The following is a 22,686-nucleotide window of genomic DNA, read 5'->3' as shown; positions in this document are numbered from 1 at the left end:
GGGGTCGGCTCACAGGTCCAGGCAGACGACCGTGGCGTCCTCGTCGGGGCCGTCGGGGCCGGCGGTCTCGAGCAGGTCGGTGATGACCTGGCGCACGACCTCGTCGGCGCTGAGGTCGCGCAGCCGGTTGGCGACCGTCTCCACGCGGCGGCGGCCGTGCTGGGGCACCGGCCCGAAGCCGTCCCCGGTGACCAGGAGGCGCTGGCCCCGGGTGAGGTCCAGGGACACGGCCCGGTAGTCGGCCTCCCCGGTCAGGCCCAGGGGGTCGTGGCGCGGAAGGTCCAGCTCCTGCAGGAACGTGTCGCGCTGGAGGTGGACCGTGGTGTCGGGACTGGCCAGGACGTGCACCCGCCACGGGTCGAAGTCCACGCGCAGCAGCAGCACGTCCACGACGTGCTCGCCGCGGTGCTCGCCGAAGACCGCCTGGTCGACGAGCCGGGCCTGCTCGGGCAGGTCCAGCCCGAGGCTGCGGGCGTGGCGCAGCGCGCCCAGGGCCAGCCCGGTCGCCGCGGCGGCCTGCCGGCCCCGGGAGCGGCAGTCCACCAGGGCCAGGTCCAGGTGCACCGGGGACACGGTGCCCGGTCGCCCGTCGCGGTGCGCCGGGGCCGTGACCACTTCCAGGTCGTGCGCCTCGGCGCCCCCGCTGGCCGAGGGCTCGGTGTGGGCGGCCGCGCGCGCCCCGAGGACGGCGACGGCGCCGGGGCCGGACTGGCGGGCCTGGATCTCGGCGGCGACGGTCCACTCCTGCGTGCGGGAGGCCAGGTGCATCCGCCGGCTGCCGGTGCTGGCGGCCTCCAGCTGCGCCCCGGCGGTCGCGACCAGGGCCAGCAGCAGGTCCGACCACCGTTCCGGTGGGCCCGCCCGCACCTGCGTCTGCGCGGCGCTCGCGCCGGGGTCGTCCTGCCCTGCGGGGGCCTGCCAGTGGACGCTGACCACGCCCAGGCGCTGCGCGGCGCGGGTCAGGGGCGCGTGCGCGACCACGACCTCGCCCTCGACCTCCACGACGAGGTCGTCCAGTCGCAGGGCCTGGCCGGCCGGGCTGCGGTCCACCGGTTCCTCCCGCGGCGCCGGCGCGTCCGCCGGGCCCCGCCAGGACACCGGGCGCAGGACCCGCCCGTCGGGGGAGCGCACCCGCAGGACGACCGCGGCGGAGTCCAGGACCTCGGCGAGCTCGGTGACCAGGACGTCGGGGGCCGTGTGCGGGTCGGCGGCCCGCAGCGCGCCGGAGAGGCGGTGGCACGCCGGGGACGTGGCGTCCGCCCGCGCCCAGGCGGGGGTGCGGACCGGCTCCGGCACCGGCCCGGCGGCCCCTTCGGGTCGGGCGGGGGCCGACGGGGTCCCCGGCGGGCTCGCGGTCTGCGGTGGCGGGACGCGCACCCCGTCCTCGACGGCCCGGCGGGCGGGGTGCTCGAGCTGGGCCAGCAGGTCGGACAGGACCTCCACCCGCGCGTCGGCCCAGCGCCCGGCGACCAGCCGCCCGCGGCGGGTCAGGGCCAGCTCGACCTCGCGGCGGTTGTCGGTGCCGTTCTGCCGGATCAGCAGACCGGCGCCGCTGAGGCGGTCCCCCAGCCGGCTGGCGGTGGACACGGCCACGCCCAGGTGCGCGGCCAGGGCGCTCACCGTCAGGGGGCCGCCGTCGGCCAGGACGGCCAGGACCCGCAGCTGGGCCGGGGTGACCGTCGGTTCGATCGCCTCCGCGGCCCGCATCGTGCCCTGCAGCACGTCGGAGGACAGCTTGAGCAGTCCACGGCGCAGGTCCTCGTCCACCGGTCCATCCTGCCGTGCCGGTTCCGGCGGTGCGGGCCGAGGTCGGCGGTGGGGGCCCGGGCGGGGAGGGCCAGGGACCGTCCAGGAGATCGGCGGCAGATCCCCAGGAGCCGGGACCGGTCCTCGGCGCGCACCTGTCGTTGCCCGGGCCTACTTTCGTAGGTGTTGCGCGACGCAAGCGTTGCGGTGCGCTCGACAGATTGGAGCCCCATGTTCCCCACGACCCTGGCGGGGGCGGAGTTCACCGCCACCTCCACCTACAGCTCCGCCCAGTACTCCCTCGTCCTGTACTCCTTCGTCGTCGCCGCCTTCGCCCTGTTCGCCACCGGGGTCTACGGGGCCAAGACGACCTCGGAGGTCTCCAAGGCCTACCGGCCGGCGGTCCTGGCCAGCACCCTCGTCTGCTGGATCGCCACGCTGGCCTACGTCGCGCTCGTCCTGGAGTGGGTGCTCGGCTTCCAGGCCTCCCCCGACGGCTCCACCTTCACCCCCCGGCCCGGCACCGTCGTCACCGAGCTGCGCTACATGGACTGGTCGGTGACCGTCCCGCTGCTGACCGTCGAGCTGCTCGCGGTCGCGGTCCTGACCCGCTCGCAGGCGTTCCGGCTGCGCACCGTCGCGGTCCCCTCGGCCTTCCTCATGATCGCCACCGGCTACCTCGGGGTCGTCTACGGCGCCGACGCGCGCCAGGGCACCGGCGCCGCCCTGTGGGTCTGGGGGGCCGTCAGCACCGTCTTCTTCGTCGTCCTGTACGTCGTGGCCTGGCGCGCCTACCGGTCCACCCGGGACGAGGTCTCCGCCGAGACCCGCACCAGCTACCGCAACGCCCTCGTCCTGCTGCTCAGCGTCTTCGGCGCCTACCCGCTGGCCTACCTCGTGCCCGCCTGGGCCGGGGCCTCCGACGCCGGCTGGGCCACCACCGAACAGCTCGTGTTCACCTTCGCCGACATCGCCGCCAAGGCCGGGTTCGGCCTGGTCATCCACAAGGTCGCCAAGCTGCGCACCGCCGAGGACACCGTGGCCGCCGGCGGCGACACCGAAGCCCACCGGACGGTGACCCTGCCCGACAGCCTGCCCGGTGAGGTCTGGGTCTCCGGCACCCTGTTGTCCGTCCCCGCCGCCGTCACGGTCAGCCCCTCCCCCTCCCCCGTCCCGAGCCACGAGGAACCGACCTTCGACGGTCGGCGGCGCTGAGGACGTGAGCGCCCACCAGGGCCCGGCGCAACGGCTGCCGGTCCCCACCCGGGCCTGGCGCGGTGTCCTGGACACCCCCGTCGCCGTCGCGGTCGCGACGGTGGCCGCGGCCGTGCTCGTCACCGCCGGCCGGTCGGCGCCGGGCACCGCGGTGGACGTGCTGACCGGGCCCGGCGCCTCCGCCGGCCCGGCCGGTGCGGCCCTCCTGCTCGCCAGCCTGCTCGTGGGGCTGCCGCACGGGGCCGTGGACCTGCTGCGCCCGGAGGTGCTGGACCCCGGGGCCACCCCCCGCTCCCGCCGCCTGGCCACCGCGGCCTACCTGGGCTGCGCCCTCACGGCCCTCGGCTGCTGGCTGCTCGCACCCCTGCCCGCCCTGCTGGCCCTGCTCGCGCTGGCCGCGGTCCACTTCGGCGCCGCCGACGACGTCACCGCCCGCTGGCGGGCCCGGGGCACCGGCCCGCTGCCCCCGACGCTGCGGGTGCTGCAGGCGCTCGCCGCCGGCACCGTGCCCGTCGCCGTCCCCCTGGGCCTGCACGGGCAGGCCGTCGAGGGGGTCCTGGACGGCCTGTCCGGTGGGCACGCCCCCGTCGTGGAGGCCTTCGCCCGCGCCGGGACCGTCGTGGCGCTGACCGCTGCCGCGGCCACCTGCGTCCTGGCCCTGGTCCGGGCCCGGTGGGCCACGGCGGGCGAGACGGCCGCCCTGACCGCCCTGTTCACGCTGGTCACCCCCCTGCTGGCCTTCGCCGTCTACTTCGGGCTGTGGCACTCCTGGCGGCAGGTCACCCGCATGGTCGCCACCGACGCCCTGCGCGAGGCGGTGGGCCCGCCGGTGGCCCTGCGGCGGTTCTGCCGGTCCGCGGCCCTGCCCACCGCCCTGACCGTCGTGGCCGGCGCGGTCGCGGTGCCGGCCGGCGGCCGCTCCGTCCTCGTGGTGGGGCTGGCCCTGGTCCTGTGCCTGACCGTCCCGCACAGCGTCGTGGTGGCCCGCACGGACCGCGGCCTGCGCTGGACCGAGCCGCCCGCCGCGGTGCACGGGCCGGTGAGCGGGTCCCGGTGGGTCCGCTCCCGGTGGATCACCGCTGGCGCCGGGGCCGTGCGCCCCGCAAAGTCGGCACGTGGACCAGACGAGCTCTGACCTGCCCGGTGCCGCCGACCGCCCCGACGAGCCCGAACCGGAGGTGGAGGACGCCTTCGACCGCCTCGTCTCCGAGGGCGAGGACCGGGTGCGCCGCCCGCTGCTGCCCTTGATCAGCGTCGGGCTGCTGGGGGGCATCGACATCGGCAGCGGCCTGCTGGCCTACCTGGTCGTCAAGCACGAGACCGGCAGCGACCTGCTGGCCGGGCTGGCCTTCTCGGTCGGGTTCGTGGCCCTGTTGATGGCCCGCAGCGAACTGTTCACCGAGAACTTCCTGGTCCCCGTCACCGCGGTCATCTCCCGCCGCGGGACCGTGCTGCAACTCCTGCGGCTGTGGGTGCTGACGCTGGTGATGAACCTCGCCGCGGGCTGGGTGGTGAGCTGGCTGATCGTCACGGCGCTGCCGGAGATCGGTCCCACGGCCGTGGCCTCGGCCGAGCACTTCGTCGAGCTCGGCGTGAGCCGGCAGTCCTTCGCGCTGGCCGTGCTGGCCGGGGCGGTCATCACCCTCATGACCCGGATGCAGCACGCCACCGACAGCGTGGGCGTCAAGATCGTGCCGGCGATCCTGTTCGGGGCGCTGCTGGCCGGAGCGCAGCTGTTCCACAGCGTCCTGGACTCCCTGCTGATGTTCGCGGCACTGCACGTCGGGGCCCCGTTCGGGTACGGGACGTGGCTGCAGCTGGTCGGGTGGGCCGTGCTGGGCAACCTGGTCGGGGGTCTGCTGCTGGTGACCGCGATCCGGGTGCTGCGCGCGCCGCACCGGGTGGCCGAGGAGCGCCGCGCCGCCGAGCAGGACCGAGCCTGAGCCCTCCCCGCCCGTCGCCCCCGCCGCCCCGGTGCCCGCAGGCGCGGCGGGGGTTCCTCAGCCCGCCGGGGGCAGGGCGGCCAGGGCCCGGTTCTCGGCCGGCAGCCGGAAGCCCAGCAGCAGCACCGCGTTCAGGACGGTGAACGCGGCCGCGGTCCACCAGCAGGACCCGACCAGGGGCAGGGCGAAGCCCTCGACCACGACGGCGACGTAGTTGGGGTGGGTGAACCAGCGGTAGGGCCCGCGCGCCACCAGCGCCAGGCCGGGCACGACGATGACGCGGGTGTTCCACCGCGGTCCCAGGGTGGCGATGCACCACCACCGCAGTCCCTGCGAGGCCAGCACCAGGACCAGCATCGGTGCGGCCAGGGCGGGCAGCACGGGCCGGTCGGCGACCCCGGCCTCCACCAGGCACGCCACCAGCAGCCCCGTGTGCAGGGCCACCATGGGCCCGAAGTGCCCGCGGCCGGTCTCCACCCCGCCGCGGGCGAAGGACCAGCGCGCGTTGCGGGTGGACACGACGAGCTCGGCCAGCCGTTCGAGGGCGGTGGCCAGGACGAGGACGACGAACAGGACGCTCACGCGGTCCCCCTCCGGTCCAGGCTGCGGTTCACACGCGTTCCAGCAGGACGGTCTCGGTGCTGACCCCGGGCCCGACCCCCAGCACCAGGGCGCGCTCCCCCGGCGCCGCGGTGGTGCGGGCCAGGACGTGCAGGACGGCCGAGCTGGACAGGTTCCCCTCCTCGGCCAGCACCCGCCGGCAGGTCGCGAGCGCCGCCGCGGGCAGGTCGAGGGCGTCGGCGACGGCGTCCAGCACCTTCGGCCCGCCGGGGTGCACGACCCAGTGGTCCACGCCGCGGGCGGCCAGGAAGGCGCGCACGTCGGCGCCGACGTGCCGGTGCAGCACGTCGGGCAGGCCCGCCGAGAGCACGATGCGCAGCCCCCGCGAGCCGGCCTGGAAGCCGAGGGCGTCGGTGGAGTCCGGCAGCAGCCGGGAGGCGTGCTCCAGCACCGCCCACCCGGGGCGGGTGCCGGCGCGCTCGGGTCCGGCCACGACGAGGGCCGTGGCGCCGTCGCCGAACAGGCCGCTGGCGACGAGGTTGGCCGCGGAGGTGTCGCCCGGCTGCAGCGTCAGGGAGCACAGCTCGACGCTGACGAGCAGCCCGACCTGGCCGGGGTGCCCGGTGAGGTGGTCCTGCAGCCGGGAGATCCCCGCGGCCCCGGCCACGCACCCCAGGCCGAACCCCGGCCAGCGCACCACGTCCCGGCGCAGCCCCACCCGCTCCACCAGCAGGGCGTCCAGGGACGGGGCGGCGACCCCGGTGACGGTGGTGAACAGCAGGACGTCGACGTCGGCGGGGGCCAGCCCGGCGCTGGCGAGCGCCCCCTTGACGGCCTGCTCGGCCAGGTCCAGGCCGACCTGGGCGAAGACGGCGTTCGCGGCCTCGAAGGCGTCGGGGCGGGTGGTGAGGTGGGCGTACCGGCTCAGCGGCAGGGCCAGGTGGCGGGTGCGGACCCCGGCGTTGGCGTGCAGCCGGTGCAGCAGCTCCCGGCGCGGACCGGGCTCGGTGAGCAGGGGCGCCAGCTCGGCGGCGATCTCGTCCTGGTCGTGGCGGTGGGTGGGCAGGACCGGTTCGACGGCCAGCACCCGGGGCCTCGCGCGCGGATCCACGGGCGCAGCCTCGCACCCGGCCCGGCGCGGCCGTCGTCCGGGGCGGCTACCGTCAGCGGTGTGAAGATCGTCCTGCCGGGGGGCACGGGTCAGGTCGGGGCGCTGCTGCGCCGGGTGCACGTCGCGCGCGGGGACGAGGTGGTGGTGCTCTCGCGCCGGCCCGAGCGGCTGGAGCCGGGGGTGCGGCACGCGGTGTGGGACGGCCGGACGCTGGGTGCGTGGGCCGGTGAGCTCGACGGTGCCGACGTCGTGGTGAACCTCGCCGGGCGGACGGTGAACTGCCGGTACACCGACGCCAACCTGCGCCAGATGATGGACTCGCGGGTGCAGTCCACCCGCGTCGTGGGCCAGGCGATCGCGGCCGCGGCCCGGCCGCCGGCGACGTGGCTGCAGATGAGCACCGCGACGGTCTACGCCGACACGCGCGGCCCGGCCCACGACGAGGACGGTGAGATCGGCGGGGCCGAACCGCACGTCCCGCTGTACTGGGAGTACAGCGTGCGCATCGCCCGCCGCTGGGAGCAGGCCCTGCAGGAGGCGGACGTCCCGGCGACGCGGAAGGTGGCGCTGCGGGCGGCGATGGTCATGACCCCCGACCGCGGCGGCGTCTTCGACGTGCTGTCGACGATGGCGCGCCTGGGGCTGGGCGGTCCGGTCGCCGGCGGCGGGCAGTACGTGTCGTGGGTCCACGGCGACGACCTCGTGCGCGCCCTGGACTTCCTGCGGACCCACCCGCAGCTGTCCGGGCCGGTCAACCTCGCCGCCCCGCACCCGCTGACGCAGGCCGAGACGATGCGGGTGCTGCGCCGCACGTGGGGACGGCCGGTCGGGTTGCCGGCGACGCGCTGGATGGCCCGGGCCGGGGCGCTGGCCCTGCGCACCGACGCCGAGCTGCTGCTGAAGAGCCGGCGGGTGGTGCCCGGCCGGCTGCTGCGCGCCGGGTTCACCTTCACCCACCCCACGTGGCCGGACGCGGCGGCCGACCTGGTCGCCCGCCGCCGCGCCCTGCCCCGCGGTCCCCGCGCCTAGAGCACCGAGCGGTAGACCTGCAGGGTCCGCTCGGCGATGGCGTCCCAGGAGAACCGCTCGACCGCGCGGGTGCGGCCCGCGGCCCCGAACGCCCGGGCCCGGTCGGGGTCGGAGACGGCTTCGGTGAGCGTGGCGGCGAGGTCGGCGACGAACCGGTCGGGCTCGACCGGGGCGCCGGTGCCGTCGGTGACCTGCTCGATGGGCACGAGCCACCCGGTGGTGCCGTCCTGGACGACCTCGGGGATCCCGCCGGTCGCGGTGCCCACGACCGCGGCGCCGCAGGCCATGGCCTCCAGGTTGACGATGCCGAGGGGTTCGTACACCGACGGGCAGACGAACACGGTGGCCTGCGAGAGGTGCTCGAGCAGCTCGGCGCGGCTGAGGTGCCGCTGCAGCCACACGACGCCGTCGCGGGTGCGCTGCAGCTCCTGCACGAGCCCGGCGACCTCGGCGGCGATCTCGGGGGTGTCCGGCGCCCCGGCGCACAGGACGAGCTGGACCTGCGGCGGCAGTTGCGCCGCGGCGCGCAGCAGGTGCGGCAGGCCCTTCTGCCGGGTGATGCGCCCCACGAAGACGACGCTGGGGCGGTCGGGGTCGACCCCGTTGGCGCGCACCAGGTCCCGGCCCTCGACGCGTTCCCACTGCGCGGCGTCGATGCCGTTGTGGACGACGTGGACGCGGGCGGGGTCCAGCGCCGGGTAGGAGCGCAGGATGTCCGCGCGCATCCCGGCGCTGACGGCCACGACGGCGGCGGCGGCCTCGAAGGCGGTCCGCTCGGCCCAGGAGGAGACCCGGTAGCCGCCGCCGAGCTGCTCGGCCTTCCACGGCCGCAGCGGTTCCAGGCTGTGGGCGGTCACCACGTGCGGGACGCCGTGCAGCAGGGAGGCCAGGTGCCCGGCCAGGTTGGCGTACCAGGTGTGGGAGTGCACCAGGTCCGCGCCTGCGGCGTCCTGCGCCATGGCCAGGTCCACCCCGAGGGTGCGCACGGCGGCGTTGGCCCCGGTCAGGGTGGCCGGCTCGGGGTAGGCGGTGGCGTCCGGCTCGGTGCGTGCGGCGCCGAAGCAGCGCACCTGCACCTGCGGGCCGCCGGGCACCGCGCGCAGCGCCGCGACCAGTTCCTGGACGTGCACGCCCGCCCCGCCGTAGATCTCCGGGGGGTACTCCTTGGTGAGCAGGTCGACACGCACGGCACGTCCTTCCCTGGGAACCGGCGCCGCGGCGGCGCACCGGCGCCCGTGTTGAGCCACCTGATGGGCAAGCCAGCGTACTGGGCCCTAGTCTGCCCCTCGTGGCCACACCGAACGTCCTCGCGATCGTCCTCGCCGGCGGGGAGGGCAAACGGCTCATGCCACTCACCGCCGACCGGGCCAAACCCGCCGTCCCGTTCGGCGGCACCTACCGCCTCATCGACTTCGCCCTGTCCAACCTGGTCAACGCCGCGTACCGCAAGATCGTCGTGCTGACCCAGTACAAGTCGCACTCCCTGGACCGGCACATCTCCCAGAACTGGCGGATGTCGAACCTGTTCGGCTCCTACATCGCCTCGGTCCCGGCCCAGCAGCGCGTCGGGCAGCGCTGGTACCTCGGCTCCGCGGACGCGATCTACCAGTCGCTGAACCTCATCTCCGACGAGCGCCCCGACATCGTCGTCGTCGTCGGCGCCGACCACGTGTACCGCATGGACTTCTCCCAGATGGTCGAGGCCCACGTCGCCTCCGGTTCGCCGTGCACCGTGGCCGCCATCCGCCAGCCCATCTCCCTGGCCGACCAGTTCGGCGTCATCCAGACCGAGCACGGCTCCTCCCGGATCGCGCAGTTCCTGGAGAAGCCCAAGGACCCCCAGGGCCTGGACGACTCCCCCCACGAGGTGCTGGCCTCGATGGGCAACTACGTCTTCGACGCCGACGCCCTCGTCGACGCCGTCACCCGCGACGCCGAGCGGGAGGACTCCAAGCACGACATGGGTGGGGACATCGTCCCCGACTTCGTCGGCCGGGGGCTGGCCTCGGTGTACGACTTCAAGGACAACGAGGTCCCCGGCGCCACCGACCGCGACCGCGCCTACTGGCGCGACGTGGGGACGCTGGACGCCTACTTCGAGGCGCAGATGGACCTCATCTCCGTCCTGCCGGTGTTCAACCTCTACAACTACGAGTGGCCCATCGTCGCCGCGCAGGACTTCTACCCGCCGGCGAAGTTCGTCCACGGCTGGCAGGGCACCTACGGGCACGCGGTGAACTCCATCATCTCCCAGGGCACCGTCGTCTCCGGTGCGCTGGTGGAGAAGTCGATCGTCTCCCCCAACGCGCGCCTGGACTCCTGGGCGCACGTGTCCGAGTCCGTCCTCATGGACGGCGTCCAGGTCGGACGGCACGCCGTGGTCCAGCGCGCCATCGTCGACAAGTTCGTCACCATCCCCGACGACGCCCGCATCGGGGTCGACGCCGAGGAGGACCGCGCCCGGGGTTTCCACGTCACCCCCTCGGGCATCACCGTCGTCGGGAAGGGACAGACCATCTCGTGAGCACCACCCCCACCGAGAACACCACCGAGAACCCCGCGGGAACTCCCGGGACCGCCGGGGACAGGCCCGCGCGCATCGGCATCCAGATCCAGCCCCAGCACGCCCCCTACCCCGCGATCCGCGCCGCCGCGGCGCGGGTGGAGGAGATGGGCGCCGACATCGCCTTCAACTGGGACCACTTCTACCCCCTGTACGGCGAACCCGAGGGCCTGCACTTCGAGTGCTGGACGATGCTCGCCGCGTGGGCCGAGGCCACCAGCCGCATCGAGATCGGCGCGCTGGTCTCCTGCAACTCCTACCGCAACCCCGAACTGCTCGCCGACATGGCCCGCACCGTCGACCACATCTCCGCCCACGGCAGCGCGCAGGACCCCGGCACCGGCCGGCTGGTCCTGGGCATCGGCTCGGGCTGGTTCGAGAAGGACTACGACGAGTACGGCTACGAGTTCGGCACCGCCGGCGGCCGCCTGGACAAGCTGCGCGACGACCTGCCCCGCATCGAGTCCCGCCTGGGCAAGCTCAACCCCGCACCCACCCGCCACATCCCCGTCCTCATCGGCGGCGGCGGGGAGAAGAAGACCCTGCGCCTGGTGGCCCGGCACGCCGACATCTGGCACACCTTCGGCGACGTGGAGACGTTCACCCGCAAGTCCGCCGTCCTGGACGAGCGCTGCGCCGAGATCGGTCGCGACCCGGGGGAGATCGAACGCTCCGTGGGGGTGGAGACCGTCGAGGACGCCGAGACGATGTACGCCGCCGGCGCGCGGCTGTTCACCATCGGGGTCGGCGGCCCCGACCACGACACCGCCGTCCTGGCCGACCTCCTCGCCTGGCGCGACGGCAAGAACGGCTGAGGGCCTCCGCACCCGGCCACGCCCGGAACCCTCCCGGTAGGGTTCCGGGCGTGCCCACCCCCACCCCGGACACCCCCTCCGGCACCCCCTCCGGCACTGCGCCCGACAGCGTTCTCGTGACGGTCACCGGACCGGACCGCCCCGGGGTGACCTCGGCGTTGTTCGCGGCCCTGGAACCCACCGGAACCCACGTGCTCGACGTGGAGCAGGTCGTCGTCGGCGGGGTCTTGACCCTGTCCGTCCTGCTCACCCGCGCCGACGCGGTGCGCGCCACCGTCGCCGGCACGCGGCCGGAGGGTCTGGAGGGTCTGGAGATCCGCTGCACCGCACCGCGCACGGACGTCACCGACCGGCCCCGCCGGCTGCACGTCACCCTGCTCGGCGCCCCCCTGCTGCCGGCGGCGGTCGCTCGCGTCACGACGGTGCTGGCCCAGGCCGGGGCGAACGTCGACCGCGTGCGGCGGATGTCGGCCGAACCGGTCACCAGCGTCGAACTCGACGTGTCCACCCGCGGCGGCCCCGACGACGTCCTGGCCCTGCGCCGCACCCTGGCCGTGGAGGCCGGCCGGCACGGCCTGGACGCCGCCGTCTCCCCCGCCGGGCTGGCCCGGATGGGCCGCCGGCTGGTGGTCATGGACGTCGACTCCACCCTCATCCAGCAGGAAGTCATCGAACTGCTCGCCGCCCATGCCGGGCGCGGGGCCGAGGTCGCGGCCGTCACCGAACGGGCCATGCGCGGGGAGCTCGACTTCGCCGCCTCCCTGCGCGAACGCGTCGCCTGCCTCGAAGGGCTCGACGTGTCCGTCGTGCAGGACGTGCGCGCCGCCGTCGCGCTGACCCCCGGCGCGCGGACGCTGTGCCGCACCCTGCACCGGCTGGGGTTCACCCTCGCCCTGGTCTCCGGCGGGTTCCTGGAGGTCGTCGGGCCCCTGGCGGCCGAGCTCGGCATCGCGCACGTGCGCGCCAACCGCCTGCAGGTCGTCCACGGCCGCTTCACCGGGCGCGTCCTGGGACCCGTGGTGGACCGGGCCGCCAAGGCCGCCGCCCTGCGGGAGTTCGCCGCCGCCGAGGGCCTGCCCCTGCACCGCACCGTGGCCATCGGCGACGGCGCCAACGACCTGGACATGATCGGCGCCGCCGGTCTGGGGATCGCCTTCAACGCCAAACCCGTCGTGCGCGAACAGGCCGACGCCGCGCTCAACGTCCCCTACCTGGACGCGGTCCTGCCGCTGCTGGGCATCACCCGCGAGGACGTCGAGGACGCCGACCTGGCCGACGAGGCCCTGGGCCGGGACTGACCCGCAGCGCTCAGCCGTGCCCCAGGGCCCACGTCGACAGCAGCGCCAGCCCCGCGATGAAGGCGATCATCACGGCGCCCAGCACGGCCAGCTTGCGGCCCCCCGAGGGGGAGGGACCGGACACTCAGTGCCCCATCCCGAGGCCGCCGTCGACCGGCAGCACCGCGCCGTTGACGTAACCGGCCTCGGCCAGGAACACCGCGGCCCGCGCGACGTCGGAGGCGTCCCCGAACCGGCCCGCCGGGATCTGAGCCCGGTACTGGGCCTGCGTGGCCTCCGGCAGCTCCCGCGTCATGTCGGTGTCGATGAACCCCGGCGCGATGACGTTGGCCGTGATGCCGCGGCCGCCCAGCTCCCGGGCGATGGAGCGCGCCAGCCCGACCATCCCGGACTTGCTGGCGGCGTAGTTCGTCTGCCCCGGCGAGCCGTACATCCCCACCACGCTGGACATGAAGATGATCCGCCCCCGCTTGGCGCGCACCATGCCCCGCACCGCCCGGCGGGCCACCCGCCAGGCCCCGGCGAGGTTGGCGTCCAGGACGGTGTCGAACTCCTCGTCGCTCATCCGCATCAGCAGCTGGTCGCGGTTGGTGCCCGCGTTGGCCACCAGCACCTCCACCGCCCCCTGCTCGGCCTCGACGGTCGCGAACGCCGCGTCCAGCGACGCCGGGTCGGTCACGTCGGCGCGCACACCGAGGAAACCGGCCGGCGCTTCCCCCGAGCGGTACGTCACCGCCACCCGGTCACCGGCGGCGGCGAACGCCTGCGCCACGGCCAGGCCGATGCCGCGGTTGCCACCGGTCACCAGGACGCTGCGCGGGGTGCGGGCGGGGGTGGGGTCGGGCATCGGGGCGGAGGGGTCGGTCGTGGAGGTCACGGCGGGGAACGTAACGCATCACACGTCCGTCCCGGTGTGCGGCCCGCGGGGGCGGGCTTACCGTTGAACGGTGCACGACCAGCGCAGTTCCGACGCACGCACCCCGCCCTCCCGGCCCGGCCAGCAGCCCCAGCACGGCCACCGCGCCCAGGAGGAGACCTTCCGGATCACCGCGGCACCGACCTCGCACACCGACGACCTCGGCGTGCGGTACCGCAAGTACGTCGTCTCGATGCTCATCCGCACCGCCTGCTTCCTGTGCTTCGCCTTCATCGACCACTGGTCGCGCTGGCTGTTCATCGCCGGTGCGGTCTTCCTGCCCTACGTGGCCGTCGTGCTGGCCAACGCCGGCCGCGAGTCGCGCGGCCCGGCACCGGACTCCTTCGACGTGACCCCCCAGGCCCCGCGCGAACCGCAGGAGCTGCCCGCGCTGGAGGCGCAGATCACCCACGTGTGGTCTCCGAACGACCCCGGCCCCTCCGGACCCGGGCCGCGGCCCGGCACGTGAGACCGGCCCGACACCGCGAGGACACCTGCCGGCACGGGGACGTTCACGGGTTGGACAGCCGCCCCGGCGGTGCCAGACTGACCGCGTGGAACCTCGCGTGGAACCCCGGGGAACGACCCACCACTCCTGGGCGGCGGCCTCGCCGCACGAACCACCCTCCGACCTCGTCTGCAGCGCCCGCGGCTGCACCCACCACGCCGACTTCGGTCTGCTGTGGAACAACCCCACCCTGCACACCCCTGAGCGCCGCAAGACGTGGCTGGCGTGCCAGGAGCACCGCGAGCACCTCAGCCGGTTCCTGGGCACGAGGGGTTTCCTGCGCGAGGTCGTCGAGGTGGCACAGTTGAGGACGTGAGGGGAGCAGGCGTGCGGGACGCCCGGCCGGCGAGCCGGAACGTCCTGCGGCTGCTGCGCGAACCGCGCTGGCTGCGCGGGCTGGCCCTGGCCGTCCTCGTCGCCCTCGTGTGCTGCGCCCTGGGCCGGTGGCAGTGGCACCGGCGCGAGGAACGCCTGGCCGCCAACGCCCCCCTGGTGCAGAACTACGACGCCGCGCCCGTGCCCGTGGACTCCGTGCTCGGCGACGGGCAGGTGCTGGCCCCCGGTGACGTCTGGACGCCCGTGCGCCTGACGGGCACCTACGACACCGACGCGACCGTCCTGGTCCGCAACCGCCCCCGCGACGAACGGTTCGGCTACGAAGTGCTGGTCCCCCTCGTCCAGGACGACGGGACGGCGCTGCTCGTCGACCGCGGCTGGCTGCCCGCCGGGGACGACTCCACCGAGCGCCCCGACGCCGTCCCCGCCCCACCGGCGGGGCGGGTGACGGTCGTGGCCCGGCTGCGGCAGTGGGAGGACGACAAGCGCGGCCGCGTCCCGGCCGGGCAGGTGACGTCCATCGCCGGCGACAGCGTCACCGCCGCCGTCGAGGGGGCCCTCGACGACCCGCCCCGCCTGCTGGGCGGGTACGCGCTCCTGGCCTCGGAGGCACCCGCCTCCGGGACCAGCCCGGCCGCCGTCCCGGCCCCGGCCCCGGCCGAACGACCGGCCGTCGACGAGGGACCGCACCTGGCCTACACGGTGCAGTGGTTCGGGTTCGCGCTCACCGCGCTCGTCGTGTGGGTCGTCGCCGGGCGGCGGGAGCTGCAGGCCCGCGCCGAAGAGGACCAGACCCCCCAGGACCCCACCCCGGGCACCACCCCGGGCACCGCGCAGGACCGGGCACCACGAGGAGCCGGCACGACGTCCGCTGCGCCGCCCGCACCCCGCCGCCGGCGCCGGCGCGAGGGGGTCGACGAGGCGGCTGAGGACGCCGAGCTCGACGCCCGCGTCGAGCACCGCTGACCGGACGGACCGTCCAACGAGGGGAACCACCACCGGCAGGAAGCCCGGTCACCCCGCGCAAATTCGCCCGTTCGGGTGCATGGGATCATGATGTGTGTCTCATCGGGCACTCTGCGCAACAATAGGCTCATGGACTTGGGCCTCACTGACCGCGTGTACATCGTCTCCGGTGCGTCCACCGGTCTGGGCCTGGCCTGTGCGAGGGTGCTCGCCGACGAGGGCGGACTGCTCGTGCTGCACGCGGCCGACGAGGAGGAGCTGGCCGCGGTGGCCCCCAGCATCGGCGACCCGGGGCGCATGCTGCTCGTGCCCGGCGACATCTCCGACCCCGGTACCGAGACCCGCCTCGTGGCCGCCGCCAACGCCCGCTTCGGCCGCCTCGACGGCGCGGTCATCTCCTGCGGAGCCCCACCGACCTCGACCGTCCTGGAGGCCGCCGACGGCGCTTGGCGAGAGGCGTTCGAGTCCAGCCTGCTCGGACCGCTGCGGCTGGCCCGCTCGGTCGGCAAGGCCGCCACCGGCGAGGGCGCCTCGATGGTGCTGCTCCTGTCGAGCACCGCGCGCAGTCCCGTCATGGACGCCGGCGTCGCCAACGGGCTGCGCCCGGGCCTGGCCATGGCCGCCAAGGCGCTGGCCGACGAGCTCGGCCCGCGCGGGGTGCGGATCAACAACCTGCTCGCCGGTCACGTCGACGCCAGCTCACCGCTGGAGTTCGAGGACCCCGCCGACCTGGCCACGGACCTGCTGGACACCATCCCGCTGCGTCGCGCCGGGCTGCCGGACGAGTTCGCCCGCGCGGCGGTCTTCCTGCTGTCCCCCGCCGCCAGCTACATCACCGGAGCCTCGTTGCTCGTCGACGGCGGGACCGACCGCTCCCTGTGAACGGGTCCGCCCGCGCCGGGCCGCCGCGGGCGGCCCGGCGGGGCGGACGACGCTCGGGGCGCCTCAGCCCCCCTGACGCGCCTTGCCGCGCGTGGCACCACCCCGGCTTCGCAGCGTGACGTCGTTCTCGCTCAGGAGCCGGTGGACGAACCCGTAGGACCGCCCCGTCTCCTCCGCCAGCGCCCGGATGCTCTTGCCCTCCGCGTACCCCCTGGACAGCTCACCGGCGAGCTGCTCGCGTTCGGACCCGCTCAACCGGGTACCGCGCTTGATCGTCTCGGTCACCTCGACCTCCTCCATGTCCACCTGTCCACGTGTCCCCGTGCTTGCGCGTCCTCGCCGACCTCAGACCCTCCCCATGGTCACCACTGGGACCCGTCCTGGCCAGTCGAAGCCGCGTCGGACCGCCCACCGCGGGCCTCTCACCTGCGAAAACGTTTCAGCGCTGCACCCGAACCGGTCTCAGGCGAGGGAGACGAGCTCGGCGTACCCGGCGTTCCACAGGTCCTCGACGCCGTCGGGCAGCAGCACGACGCGCTCGGGGCCCAGGGCCTCCACGGCCCCCTCGTCGTGCGTGACGAGCACGACGGCGCCCTCGTAGTGCTTCAGCGCGTCGAGGATCTCCGCGCGCGAGGCCGGGTCGAGGTTGTTCGTCGGCTCGTCCAGGAGCAGCACGTTGGCGCTGGAGACGACGAGGGTGGCCAGGGCCAGCCGCGTCTTCTCCCCGCCCGAGAGGACCCCGGCGGGCTTGTCGACGTCGTCGCCGGAGAACAGGAACGAGCCCAGCACCGTGCGGACGCGGGTGTCGTCCAGGTCCGGGGACGCCGAGCGCATGTTCTCCAGCACCGTGCGGTCGTGGTCCAGCGTCTCGTGCTCCTGGGCGTAGTAGCCCACCTTCAGGCCGTGCCCGGCCACGATCTGCCCGGTGTCGGGGTCCTCCACCCCGCCGAGCATGCGCAGCAGCGTCGTCTTGCCGGCCCCGTTGAGGCCGAGGATGACGACGCGGCTGCCGCGGTCGATGGCCAGGTCGACGGAGGTGAAGATCTCCAGCGAGCCGTAGGACTTGCTCAGCCCCTCGGCCATGAGGGGCGTCTTGCCGCAGGGGGCGGGCCGGGGGAAGCGCAGCTTGGCGACCTTGTCCTGGACGCGGACCTCCTCCAGCCCGTCCAGGAGCCGCTCGGCCCGCTTGGCCATGTTCTGCGCCGCGACGGCCTTGGTGGCCTTGGCGCCCATCTTGGCGGCCTGGGCCAGCAGCGTCCCGGCCTTCTTCTCGGCGTTGGCCCGTTCGCGCTGGCGGCGCTTCTCGTCGGTCTCGCGCTGCTTGAGGTAGTTCTTCCAGCCCACGTTGTACAGGTCGATCGTGGCCCGGTTGGCGTCGAGGTGGAAGACGCGGTTGACCACGACGTCGAGCAGCTCCACGTCGTGGCTGATGACGATGAGACCGCCGGAGTAGTTGCGCAGGTGCTCGCGCAGCCAGGTGATGGAGTCGGCGTCGAGGTGGTTGGTGGGCTCGTCCAGCAACAGGGTCTCACTGGCCGAGAACAGGATGCGGGCCAGCTCCACGCGGCGGCGCTGACCCCCCGACAGCGTCTTGAGCTGCTGGTCCAGGATGCGGTCGGGCAGGTTGAGGTTCGCGCAGATGCGCGCCGCCTCGCTCTCGGCGGTGTACCCGCCGAGGGCCACGAACCGGGCGTCGAGCTTGCTGTAGCGGTCCATCGCCCGGTCGCGGACCTTGGGGTCCTCACTGGCCATGTCCGCCTCGGCCCGGCGCAGCTTGGCCACGACGGCGTCCAGCCCGCGGGCGGCCAGGATCCGGTCGCGGGCCAGCATCTCGGGGTCCCCGGCGCGCGGGTCCTGGGGCAGGTAGCCGATCTCCCCCGACCGGGTCACCGTCCCCGACGCCGGCTGCCCCTCACCGGCGAGCACCTTGGTCAGCGTCGTCTTGCCCGCCCCGTTGCGGCCCACCAGTCCGATGCGGTCACCGGCGGCGACCCGGAAGTTCACCCCCTCCATCAACAGGCGCGCGCCTGCTCGCAGTTCGATGTCGGTGGCGACGATCACGGGGGCAGCTCACAGGGGCTCGGGTCGGGCAGGGGGTGGGGCCAGTCTACGAGCCGGCCGGTGGGTCCGGGCACGCCAAGGCCCCCGGACGGGGACGTCCGGGGGCCTTGGCCCGTCGGGCCGGGGTGCGTCAGACGTTGAACCCCAGGGCGCGCAACTGCTCGCGCCCGTCGTCGGTGATCTTCTCCGGACCCCACGGCGGCATCCACACCCAGTTGATGCGGTGGTCGGCGACGACGTCGGTGAGGGCCTGGGCGGTCTGGTCCTCGATGACGTCGGTCAGCGGGCAGGCCGCGCTGGTCAGCGTCATGTCGATCGTCGCGACGTTGTCGTCGGACACCGTCAACCCGTAGATGAGGCCGAGGTCGACGACGTTGATCCCCAGCTCGGGGTCGACGACGTCCTTGAGGGCCTCCTCGACGTCGGTCAGCGCCGCCGGGGTCGGCCCGTTCGCCGCACCCGTCGCTGTGGTGGTCTCGCTCACGGTGTCTCCCTGTCGTCGAGGCCGGTCAGGCGGGGGCGAGGAACCGGTCGTACCCGGTCTCCTCGAGGGACTCGGCCAGCTCCGGGCCGCCCTGCTCGGCGACCTTGCCGTTCACGAACACGTGGACGAAGTCGGGCTTGATGTACCGCAGGATGCGCGTGTAGTGCGTGATGAGCAGCACCCCGGGCGACACCGCGGCCAGCGACCGGTTGACGCCCTCGGAGACGATCTTCAGCGCGTCGACGTCCAGGCCGGAGTCGGTCTCGTCGAGGATCGCGAACTTCGGCTTGAGCAGCTCCATCTGCAGGATCTCGTGCCGCTTCTTCTCCCCGCCGGAGAAGTGCTCGTTGACGTTGCGCTCGGCGAAGGAGGCGTCCATGCGCAGGTCGTCCATCGCCTGCTTGACGTCCTTGACCCACGTGCGCAGCTTGGGGGCCTCGCCGTCGATCGCGGTCTTGGCCGTGCGCAGGAAGTTCGACACGGTGACGCCGGGGACCTCGACCGGGTACTGCATGGCCAGGAACATACCGGCGCGGGCGCGCTCGTCGACGCTCATCGCCAGGACGTCCTCGCCGTCGAGCGTGACGGTGCCGCCGGTGACGGTGTACTTGGGGTGACCGGCGATGGAGTAGGCGAGCGTGGACTTGCCGGACCCGTTGGGGCCCATGACGGCGTGGACCTCACCGGAGGCGATGGTCAGGTCGACCCCGCGCAGGATCTCCTTGACGGAACCGTCCGCCTCGTCGACCGTCACGTGCAGGTCGCGGATCTCCAGGGTGGACATTCAGTTCTCCTCAACGGGCTGGGCGGCGGGGGCGGGCGCGGTGGGGTCCTGCGCCAGCCGGCCCTCGATCGTGGTCATGAGTCGCTGCGAGACCTCGGGGATGCCGATCCGCTCGACGATGCTGGCGAAGAAGCCGCGCACGACGAGACGGCGGGCCTCCTCCTCGCTGATCCCCCGCGACTGCAGGTAGAACAGCTGCTCGTCGTCGAAGCGGCCCGTGGCGCTGGCGTGGCCGGCGCCGACGATCTCGCCGGTCTCGATCTCCAGGTTCGGCACCGAGTCCGCGCGCGCACCGTCGGTCAGGACGAGGTTGCGGTTCAGCTCGTACGTCTCGGTGCCCTCGGCGGAGGCGCGGATGAGCACGTCGCCGATCCACACCGCGTGGGCGTCGGCCCCCTGCAGGGCACCCTTGTACTCGACGTAGCTGCGGCAGTTCACGGCCGTGTGGTCGACGAACTGGCGGTGCTCGGAGTGCTGGCCGGACCCGGCGAAGTACACCCCGAGCGCGGTCGCCGACCCGCCGGGGGCGGCGTAGCCGATGTTCGCCGAGACGCGGACGGCCTTGCCGCCGAGGGTGACGACGATGTGGCGCACCTGCGCGTCGCGGCCGACGCGGACGTCGTGCTGGCCGACGTGCAGCGCGTCGTCGTCCCACTCCTGCAGGCTCACGACCGTCAGCTCCGAACCGTCGCCGGCGCGGACCTCGACGTTGCCGCGGTGGGCGCCGGACCCGACGTGCGAGAGCACGACGAGGGCCTTGGCGTGGTGACCGGTCTCGACGACGAGGTGGCCCTCGCTCGTGCGCCCGGCCTGCCCGCGGACGGTCACCAGGACCGGCTCGGTCAGCTCGACCTCGGCGGGCACGCGCACGACGTGCGCGACGTCGGTGGCGTTCCACGACGCGGCGGCGGCGCGGTCACCGGGCACGAACGCGGTCCCGGCCCCGACCTCGGCCGGGGTGCCGGTGGTGTGCTCGACGCCGGCGGGGGCGCTGACCTCGACGGCGGCGGAGTTCCCGGCGGCGCGCTCGGCGACCTCGAACAGCGGCGCGAGCTGGCGCAGCGGGGAGAACTTCCACTCCTCCTCCCGGCCCGTGGGCACCGGGAAGTCGACCACGTCGAAGGAGGTCGCCCGGGCGGCGCGCGAGGCCTCCGGGGCGGCGGGCCCGCCGTGGGTGTGCGCCCCGGAGGTGTCCACCGTGCCGGCGCGGGTGCCCGGCGCGGAGGCGGTGGTCTCTTCGTTGACCAGGGTCATCAGCCGACGGCCCCTTCCATCTGCAGCTCGATGAGGCGGTTCAGTTCCAGCGCGTACTCCATGGGCAGCTCGCGCGCGACGGGCTCGATGAACCCGCGCACGATCATCGCCATGGCCTCGTCCTCGGCCATGCCGCGGCTCATGAGGTAGAAGAGCTGGTCGTCGGAGACCTTCGAGACCGTGGCCTCGTGCCCCATGACGACGTCGTCCTCGCGGATGTCGTTGTAGGGGTAGGTGTCCGACCGGGAGATGGTGTCGACCAGGAGGGCGTCGCAGCGGACCGTCGAGGCCGCGTGGTGAGCACCCTCCAGGACCTGGATGAGGCCGCGGTAGGACGTGCGGCCACCGCCGCGGGCGATCGACTTGGAGACGATCGAGCTGGCGGTGTGCGGGGCGGCGTGGACCATCTTGGCGCCGGCGTCCTGGTGCTGGCCCTCACCGGCCATGGCGATCGAGAGGGTCTCGCCCTTGGCGTGCTCGCCCATGAGGTAGACGGCCGGGTACTTCATCGTCACCTTGGAGCCGATGTTCCCGTCGATCCACTCCATGGTCGCGCCCTCGGCGGCCGTGGCGCGCTTGGTCACCAGGTTGTAGACGTTGTTCGACCAGTTCTGGATCGTCGTGTACCGCACGCGGGCGTTCTTCTTCACCACGATCTCGACGACCGCGGAGTGCAGCGAGTCGGACTGGTAGATCGGCGCCGTGCAGCCCTCGACGTAGTGCACGTAGGAACCCTCGTCGGCGATGATCAGCGTGCGCTCGAACTGGCCCATGTTCTCGGTGTTGATCCGGAAGTAGGCCTGCAGCGGGATGTCGACGTGGACGCCCTTGGGGACGTAGATGAACGACCCGCCCGACCACACGGCCGTGTTGAGCGAGGCGAACTTGTTGTCCCCGACGGGGATGACCGAACCGAAGTACTCCTTGAAGAGCTCCTCGTGCTCGCGCAGCCCGGTGTCGGTGTCGACGAAGACGACGCCCTTCTCCTCCAGGTCCTCGCGGATCTGGTGGTAGACGACCTCGGACTCGTACTGGGCCGCGACACCGGCGATGAGCCGCTGCTTCTCGGCCTCGGGGATGCCGAGGCGGTCGTAGGTGTTCTTGATGTCCTCGGGCAGCTCGTCCCAGCTGGTCGCCTGCTTCTCGGTCGAGCGCACGAAGTACTTGATGTTCTCGAAGTCGATCCCGGTGAGGTCCGAACCCCAGTCGGGCATCGGCTTGCGGCCGAACATCCGCAGCGCCTTCAGGCGCAGCGCGAGCATCCACTCCGGCTCGCCCTTCTTCGCCGAGATGTCGCGCACGACGTCCTCGGACAGCCCGCGACGGGCCGACGCGCCGGCGGAGTCGGAGTCCGCCCAGCCGTACTGGTACTTGCCCAGACCCTCGAGCTCGGGCGGGCCCGCGGTGGTCGGGGTCTCGGAGACGGTGTCGGTCACAGTCGTCGTCCTTCCGTGGCGTGCTGGTCGTGGTGCGGGGGGGCTTGCGGGGGTTCGTGCTGGTGGAGCGCTTCGAGGGGCACGAACGTCGTGCAGACGTGGTCGCCGTGGGCGAGGGTCGCCAGGCGCTGGACCCGGGTGCCGAGGACGGTCTCGAACGTCCGCCGCTCGGCCTCGCACAGCTGCGGGAAGGCCTCGGCGACCTTCTGGACGGGGCAGTGCCCCTGGCACAACTGGACGCCCTCGGCCGCTGTTCCCCGGGCCACCGGCCGCGAGCTCGCCGAGAACCCCTGGTCGGCCAGCGCCCGCACGAGGGCGTCGACCCGCTCGGGCAGCGGACCGTCGAGACCGGCCAGGGCCTCCTCCAGGCCGGCGAACCGGCGGCGGGCGAAGTCGGTGACGGCCTCGGGACCGAGCGTGTCGGCCAGGTACTGCAGGGCCGTGAGCGCCAGCTCGTCGTACCCGGCGGGCAGGTCGTCGTGACCGGCCGAGCCGATGACGTACTCCTTCGCCGGGCGCCCGCGGCCCCGACGGGCCCCGGGCCGGGGGTCGCGGACCTCGAGCACGCCGTCGGCGACCATCGCGTCGAGGTGGCGGCGGACCGCGGCACCGGTGAGACCGAGGACCTCGGCGACGCGGGCCGCGCTGACGGGGCCCAGCTCGGCGACGCTGGTGCGGACGCGGGTGCGGGTGCGGGCCTCCTCGACCCCGGGCAGGCTCTCGCCCACCGGGGCGGCCGTCCGTCCCGGTGAGGCTGTCCTCACCATTTCCACAACAT

The 22,686-nt window shown here is 74.0% G+C and carries 23 protein-coding genes; 11 read left to right on the top strand and 12 right to left on the bottom strand.

The window, feature by feature from the left end:
• Positions 1-9 precede the first annotated feature (9 nt).
• Complete coding sequence (locus AB2L28_RS12640; protein WP_370719297.1) at positions 10-1,767, bottom strand: SpoIIE family protein phosphatase; 1,758 nt, start codon at positions 1,765-1,767, stop codon at positions 10-12.
• A gap of 210 nt (positions 1,768-1,977) precedes the next feature.
• On the opposite strand from AB2L28_RS12640, the gene AB2L28_RS12635 reads away from it, so the two are divergent.
• Genes AB2L28_RS12635 through AB2L28_RS12625 form a run of 3 tightly spaced genes read left to right on the top strand, consistent with a single transcriptional unit; the run spans position 1,978 to position 4,904 of the window.
• On the top strand, positions 1,978-2,961 hold the full coding sequence (locus tag AB2L28_RS12635; RefSeq protein WP_370719295.1) for a bacteriorhodopsin: 984 nt from the start codon (positions 1,978-1,980) through the stop codon (positions 2,959-2,961).
• 4 nt (positions 2,962-2,965) lie between these two features.
• Positions 2,966-4,096 carry a Brp/Blh family beta-carotene 15,15'-dioxygenase gene (locus tag AB2L28_RS12630; RefSeq protein ID WP_370719293.1) on the top strand — a complete coding sequence of 377 codons (1,131 nt, stop codon included), beginning with the start codon at positions 2,966-2,968 and terminating at the stop codon, positions 4,094-4,096.
• Positions 4,077-4,904: a formate/nitrite transporter family protein gene (locus AB2L28_RS12625; RefSeq protein WP_370719291.1), complete on the top strand. Its 828-nt coding sequence runs from the start codon at positions 4,077-4,079 to the stop codon at positions 4,902-4,904. The genes AB2L28_RS12630 and AB2L28_RS12625 overlap by 20 nt, the downstream gene beginning before the upstream one ends.
• A gap of 57 nt (positions 4,905-4,961) precedes the next feature.
• Here the strand turns inward: AB2L28_RS12625 and AB2L28_RS12620 are convergent, their stop codons facing one another.
• Complete coding sequence (locus AB2L28_RS12620; RefSeq protein ID WP_370719289.1) at positions 4,962-5,486, bottom strand: isoprenylcysteine carboxyl methyltransferase family protein; 525 nt, start codon at positions 5,484-5,486, stop codon at positions 4,962-4,964.
• Positions 5,487-5,514: 28 nt separating this feature from the next.
• Positions 5,515-6,576 (bottom strand): type III polyketide synthase, encoded by a 1,062-nt coding sequence (locus AB2L28_RS12615; protein WP_370719288.1) that lies wholly within the window; start codon positions 6,574-6,576, stop codon positions 5,515-5,517.
• 60 nt (positions 6,577-6,636) lie between these two features.
• Here AB2L28_RS12615 and AB2L28_RS12610 point away from each other — a divergent pair, with 60 nt between their 5' ends.
• Complete coding sequence (locus AB2L28_RS12610) at positions 6,637-7,605, top strand: epimerase (protein WP_370719286.1); 969 nt, start codon at positions 6,637-6,639, stop codon at positions 7,603-7,605.
• Here the strand turns inward: AB2L28_RS12610 and glgA are convergent.
• A complete protein-coding gene (gene glgA / locus AB2L28_RS12605; RefSeq protein WP_370719284.1) occupies positions 7,602-8,792 on the bottom strand; it encodes a glycogen synthase in 1,191 nt (396 codons plus the stop codon). The genes AB2L28_RS12610 and glgA overlap by 4 nt on opposite strands.
• A gap of 101 nt (positions 8,793-8,893) precedes the next feature.
• On the opposite strand from glgA, the gene glgC reads away from it, so the two are divergent.
• From glgC to serB, 3 genes are all read left to right on the top strand, one after another.
• Positions 8,894-10,129 carry a glucose-1-phosphate adenylyltransferase gene (gene glgC / locus AB2L28_RS12600; protein WP_370719282.1) on the top strand — a complete coding sequence of 412 codons (1,236 nt, stop codon included), beginning with the start codon at positions 8,894-8,896 and terminating at the stop codon, positions 10,127-10,129.
• Positions 10,130-10,203: 74 nt separating this feature from the next.
• On the top strand, positions 10,204-10,983 hold the full coding sequence (locus AB2L28_RS12595) for an LLM class F420-dependent oxidoreductase (RefSeq protein ID WP_370719449.1): 780 nt from the start codon (positions 10,204-10,206) through the stop codon (positions 10,981-10,983).
• Between the two features lie 50 nt (positions 10,984-11,033).
• Positions 11,034-12,281, top strand: a complete 1,248-nt coding sequence (gene serB, locus AB2L28_RS12590; RefSeq protein WP_370719280.1) for a phosphoserine phosphatase SerB — start codon at positions 11,034-11,036, stop codon at positions 12,279-12,281.
• 124 nt (positions 12,282-12,405) lie between these two features.
• On the opposite strand, the gene fabG is transcribed toward serB, so the two are convergent.
• A complete protein-coding gene (gene fabG / locus AB2L28_RS12585; RefSeq protein WP_370719448.1) occupies positions 12,406-13,128 on the bottom strand; it encodes a 3-oxoacyl-ACP reductase FabG in 723 nt (240 codons plus the stop codon).
• 100 nt (positions 13,129-13,228) lie between these two features.
• Between fabG and AB2L28_RS12580 the strand changes: the two genes are divergently transcribed.
• The 4 genes from AB2L28_RS12580 to AB2L28_RS12565 all read left to right on the top strand — a co-directional run bounded on the left by AB2L28_RS12580 (position 13,229) and on the right by AB2L28_RS12565 (position 15,889).
• Positions 13,229-13,666 carry a DUF3099 domain-containing protein gene (locus AB2L28_RS12580; RefSeq protein WP_370719279.1) on the top strand — a complete coding sequence of 146 codons (438 nt, stop codon included), beginning with the start codon at positions 13,229-13,231 and terminating at the stop codon, positions 13,664-13,666.
• Between the two features lie 85 nt (positions 13,667-13,751).
• Positions 13,752-14,021: a hypothetical protein gene (locus AB2L28_RS12575; RefSeq protein ID WP_370719277.1), complete on the top strand. Its 270-nt coding sequence runs from the start codon at positions 13,752-13,754 to the stop codon at positions 14,019-14,021.
• The gene (locus AB2L28_RS12570; RefSeq protein WP_370719275.1) at positions 14,018-15,007 is read left to right on the top strand and encodes an SURF1 family cytochrome oxidase biogenesis protein; all 990 of its coding nucleotides are present in this window, start codon (positions 14,018-14,020) and stop codon (positions 15,005-15,007) included. The genes AB2L28_RS12575 and AB2L28_RS12570 overlap by 4 nt, the downstream gene beginning before the upstream one ends.
• A 129-nt stretch (positions 15,008-15,136) precedes the next feature.
• Positions 15,137-15,889: an SDR family oxidoreductase gene (locus tag AB2L28_RS12565; RefSeq protein ID WP_370719274.1), complete on the top strand. Its 753-nt coding sequence runs from the start codon at positions 15,137-15,139 to the stop codon at positions 15,887-15,889.
• Positions 15,890-15,952: 63 nt separating this feature from the next.
• On the opposite strand, the gene AB2L28_RS12560 is transcribed toward AB2L28_RS12565, so the two are convergent.
• The 7 genes from AB2L28_RS12560 to AB2L28_RS12530 form a co-directional block, all read right to left on the bottom strand.
• On the bottom strand, positions 15,953-16,174 hold the full coding sequence (locus tag AB2L28_RS12560; protein ID WP_370719272.1) for a helix-turn-helix domain-containing protein: 222 nt from the start codon (positions 16,172-16,174) through the stop codon (positions 15,953-15,955).
• A 177-nt stretch (positions 16,175-16,351) separates the two neighbouring features.
• The gene (gene abc-f, locus AB2L28_RS12555; RefSeq protein WP_370719270.1) at positions 16,352-17,950 is read right to left on the bottom strand and encodes a ribosomal protection-like ABC-F family protein; all 1,599 of its coding nucleotides are present in this window, start codon (positions 17,948-17,950) and stop codon (positions 16,352-16,354) included.
• A 130-nt stretch (positions 17,951-18,080) separates the two neighbouring features.
• Positions 18,081-18,434, bottom strand: a complete 354-nt coding sequence (locus AB2L28_RS12550; protein WP_370719268.1) for a metal-sulfur cluster assembly factor — start codon at positions 18,432-18,434, stop codon at positions 18,081-18,083.
• 25 nt (positions 18,435-18,459) lie between these two features.
• Positions 18,460-19,218 carry a Fe-S cluster assembly ATPase SufC gene (gene sufC, locus AB2L28_RS12545; protein WP_370719266.1) on the bottom strand — a complete coding sequence of 253 codons (759 nt, stop codon included), beginning with the start codon at positions 19,216-19,218 and terminating at the stop codon, positions 18,460-18,462.
• Positions 19,219-20,472 carry a Fe-S cluster assembly protein SufD gene (sufD, locus tag AB2L28_RS12540; RefSeq protein WP_370719264.1) on the bottom strand — a complete coding sequence of 418 codons (1,254 nt, stop codon included), beginning with the start codon at positions 20,470-20,472 and terminating at the stop codon, positions 19,219-19,221. It abuts the gene before it with no gap.
• Complete coding sequence (sufB, locus tag AB2L28_RS12535) at positions 20,472-21,908, bottom strand: Fe-S cluster assembly protein SufB (RefSeq protein ID WP_370719262.1); 1,437 nt, start codon at positions 21,906-21,908, stop codon at positions 20,472-20,474. Before sufB ends, sufD begins: the two co-directional genes overlap by 1 nt.
• Entirely contained in the window at positions 21,905-22,636 is a 732-nt protein-coding gene (locus AB2L28_RS12530) for a helix-turn-helix transcriptional regulator (protein ID WP_370719260.1), read from the bottom strand. The genes sufB and AB2L28_RS12530 overlap by 4 nt, the downstream gene beginning before the upstream one ends.
• Positions 22,637-22,686: the final 50 nt, after the last annotated feature.

The organism is Kineococcus mangrovi, assembly GCF_041320705.1.
Lineage (GTDB): Bacteria > Actinomycetota > Actinomycetes > Actinomycetales > Kineococcaceae > Kineococcus > Kineococcus mangrovi.
Note: the sequence above shows the minus strand (reverse complement) of the source record. Positions and strands in the feature narration are given on the sequence as shown.

Coding starts and splice junctions, on each gene's coding strand:
- AB2L28_RS12635 (WP_370719295.1), top strand. CDS start 1,978: ATGTTCCCCACGACCCTGGCGGGGGCGGAGTTCACCGCCACCTCCACC.
- fabG (WP_370719448.1), bottom strand. CDS start 13,128: ATGCCCGACCCCACCCCCGCCCGCACCCCGCGCAGCGTCCTGGTGACC.
- AB2L28_RS12565 (WP_370719274.1), top strand. CDS start 15,137: ATGGACTTGGGCCTCACTGACCGCGTGTACATCGTCTCCGGTGCGTCC.
- sufC (WP_370719266.1), bottom strand. CDS start 19,218: ATGTCCACCCTGGAGATCCGCGACCTGCACGTGACGGTCGACGAGGCG.
- sufD (WP_370719264.1), bottom strand. CDS start 20,472: ATGACCCTGGTCAACGAAGAGACCACCGCCTCCGCGCCGGGCACCCGC.